This window comes from Pseudomonas sp. 2 (assembly GCF_056627435.1).
Map to the genome: position 1 here is coordinate 342,912 of NZ_JBWXNG010000006.1, position 3,347 is coordinate 346,258.

2 protein-coding genes are annotated in these 3,347 nt (G+C 63.3%); both read left to right on the forward strand.

The genetic code is table 11. The annotated features are described in order from the left end of the window. The first annotated feature begins 28 nt into the window (after positions 1-28). Positions 29-1,723: a multidrug ABC transporter permease/ATP-binding protein gene (locus tag AC1MEK_RS13085; protein ID WP_480396702.1), complete on the forward strand. Its 1,695-nt coding sequence runs from the start codon at positions 29-31 to the stop codon at positions 1,721-1,723. Between the two features lie 175 nt (positions 1,724-1,898). Next, positions 1,899-3,230, forward strand: coding sequence for a lysine N(6)-hydroxylase/L-ornithine N(5)-oxygenase family protein (locus AC1MEK_RS13090; RefSeq protein WP_480396703.1), 1,332 nt, complete (start codon positions 1,899-1,901; stop codon positions 3,228-3,230). The last annotated feature ends 117 nt before the right edge of the window (positions 3,231-3,347 follow it).

Here is a 3,347-nt window from a genome sequence, read left to right on the forward strand (position 1 = left end):
TTTTTGTTTTCACTGCCCGGAGTCATCCATGAAATTAATTCGTCTGGTCTTTGCGCAATACCGCTGGCCGCTCGCGATGGTGCTGTTGCTGAGCATCAGCAGCGGCCTGCTGAGCGTCGGCGTGATCGCCTTCGTCAACCAGCGCATGATCAGCACCCACGACGGCCTGGGCACGGCCTTGTGGCAGTTCGGCCTGATGCTGGTGGTGCTGCTGGCGCTGGCTTCGGGCGCCTCGCTGTCGCTGACCGCGCTGGGCCATCGCTTCGTCTACGGCCTGCGCCGGGTGATGGTCAAGCGCCTGCTGGACACCAACATCGAGCGCATCGAATCCATTGGCGGGGCGAAGATTTTCGCCAGCCTGTCCAGCGACATCCGTGCCGTGACCATGGCCTTCGTGCAGTTGCCGGACCTGATCTACGGCACGGTGCTGAGCGTTGCGGCGTTCAGTTACCTGGCCTGGCTGTCGCCCTCGCTGTTCGTCACCACCCTGTGCTGGATGGCCTTCACCCTGGGCGTCGGCTGGCTGCTGGTGGGCAAGCTCAATGCCCACATCCGCGCGCTGCGTGAGTCCGAAGACAAGCTGTACCAGAGCTATCAGGGCGTGATCGACGGGCGCAAGGAACTGACCCTCAACCGCGACCGCGCCCGGCGTTTGTACGAAGAAACCTTCGACGCCGCCGCGCTGCGCTATCGCGAGCATTTCACCCTGGCTGACCGTTACCACGGCCTGGCCAGCAACTGGGCCAACATCATGGTGCTGGGCACCATCGGCCTGGCGTTCTATCTGGCCAACGGCCTGGGCTGGGCGCCCACTGAAGTGGCGGCGACCTACGCGCTGACCGTGCTGTTCATGCGCACGCCGCTGGTGCTGGCGGTGGCGGCGATTCCGGCGCAGGTCTCCGGGCGCGTGGCGCTGGACAAGGTCGAGTCGCTGGCCCTGGCCGAGCATCACGAGAGCTTCGAAGTCGCGCCGAGCCATATCGTCGGCCACTGGCAGACCCTGGAACTGCGTGACGTGGAGTATCACTACCCGGCCCAGGGCGACGAGCCCGGTTTCGATGTCGGCCCGGTCAGCCTGACCCTCAAGCGTGGCGAAACGGTGTTCCTGATGGGCGGCAACGGCAGCGGCAAATCCAGCCTGGCGCGCCTGCTCAGTGGCCTGTATCGCCCGTCGGCCGGTTCCATCCTGATCGATGGCCAGGCCATCGGCGCAGACGACTGGCTGGCCTACCGTCACCTTTTCGCCAGCGTGTTCACCGACTTCCACCTGTTCTCGCAACTCTTGGGCGACAACGGCGAAAACGCTGACGCCAGCCACATCGAGCACTGGCTCGAACAACTGCACATGAAGCACAAGGTGCAGATCGGCGACGGGCATCTGCTCGACACCCGGTTCTCTCAGGGCCAGCGCAAGCGCCTGGCGCTGTTGCTGGCGTTGCTGGAGAAGCGCGACATCCTGCTGCTGGACGAGTGGGCCGCCGATCAGGACCCGCTGTTCCGCCGCTTCTTCTACCGCGAGCTGTTGCCGATGTTCAAACAGGCGGGCATCACCGTATTCGCCATCAGCCACGACGATCAATACTTCGACCTGGCCGACCGGCTGGTGAAGATGGAGTCCGGCCAACTCAGCGAATTGCAGGGTGATCGCCGGGAGAACGCCAGCCGTGATGCCGTCCATGAAATCGGCGGCGCGTATCAGATGAAAAATGTAAAGGCTTTGTAAGTTTTTCTGCGCACAAGACTAAACAGCCTGAAGGCTCAGGCGTCTTTGTAATGATAATCAGTCTTACTCATTCTCGATGCGCGCTCACTGCCAGAAAAACTCTGCGACGCGGTTCACACAAGGCCGCCACCACAGGACAGAGCAGAGCGCGCATCGCTCCTAACGAGAGGGAAGCATGGAACTCGTCTACGACTACATCGGCATCGGATTTGGCCCGTCGAACCTGGCGCTGGCGATCGCCACCCAGGAGCATGCGCTGCGCACGGGTCTGGCGCCCAAGGTGTGTTTCCTGGAGAAAAAGCCGGCGTTCAACTGGCACGAAGGCATGCTGATCGACGGCTCCACCATGCAGATCTCCTTCCTCAAGGACCTGGTCACCCAACGCAACCCGGCCAGCCGCTTCACCTTCGTGAATTACCTGAAGGAGCGCGGCCGCCTGCAGGATTTCATCAACCTCAAGACCTTCTTCCCGACCCGTGAAGAGTTCACCGACTACCTGAGCTGGGCGGCTGCGCACTTCGCCGAACAGGCGCACTACGGCGAAGAGGTGATCTCGGTCGAACCGCATTTCGAAGATGGCCGCTTCAGCGCTGTGGACGTGTTGTCCCGCGGTCCGAGCGGCAGCATTTCCCGTCGTCGCGCGCGCAACCTGGTGTTCGGCATCGGCGGCGTGCCGCAGGCGCCGGCGGCCTTCGATGGCGTGAGCGATCCGCGCATCCTGCACTCGGCGGGCTACCGTGGCGGCATCGAGCGCCTGCTGACCAACCGTCCAGGCCCTGTGCGTGTCGCGGTGGTCGGTGGCGGGCAAAGCGCGGCGGAAATCTTCGAAGACCTGGCGGCCCGTTTCGACAATGTCGAGGCCTCGCTGGTGATTCGCGGCAGCGCGCTGAAGCCCTCGGACGACAGCCCGTTCGTCAACCAGATCTTCAACCCGTCGTGGACCGACACCATTTTCAACCACAGCGAAGAGCGCCGCGACGCGCTGTTCACGGAGTTTCGCAACACCAACTACTCGGTGGTCGACAACGACCTGATCGAGACCATCTACCAGCGCCTGTATCAGCAAAAAGTCCGTGGCGAGCAGCGTCACCGCCTGCTGACCAACAGCGAAGTGGCCCATGCCGAAGTCAGCGCCGCGGGCATCGAACTGTTCCTGCGCGATGCGCCCCATGACCAGATGAACAGCGAGTCCTTCGACATCGTGATCCTCGCCACGGGCTATCGCCGCGACTACCACCTGGAGCTGCTGGCCGGGGTGCAGGATTACATCCCGCAGGACGCCTGTGTCGATCGCAACTACCGCCTGGCGCTGACCGCCGGCAGCGAGGCGGGGATCTTCCTGCAGGGCTGCTGCGAAGACAGCCACGGCCTGAGCGACACGCTGCTGTCGGTGCTGGCGGTGCGCTCCCAGGAAGTGGTCGAGTCGATCTTCGACGACTACGGCCAGTCCTGTGCCAGCCGACCGGCCTCGGCCCATGAGCGCGTGGCCTTGAAGCTGGCGCGCTGATTCAGACCTGCCATTGAGGTGGTCGCCAGGCGGCCACCCACTCTTTTCTCACAACGTTGCGGGTGGCCCCGAAGGCCGTCTGTGGGTTGAGCCTTGCCGAAACAAATAGGTGAAAGA

Excerpts from the sequence above, each read along its gene's own strand:
- AC1MEK_RS13085 (WP_480396702.1), top strand. The coding sequence starts at position 29 with ATGAAATTAATTCGTCTGGTCTTTGCGCAATACCGCTGGCCGCTCGCG.
- AC1MEK_RS13090 (WP_480396703.1), top strand. The coding sequence starts at position 1,899 with ATGGAACTCGTCTACGACTACATCGGCATCGGATTTGGCCCGTCGAAC.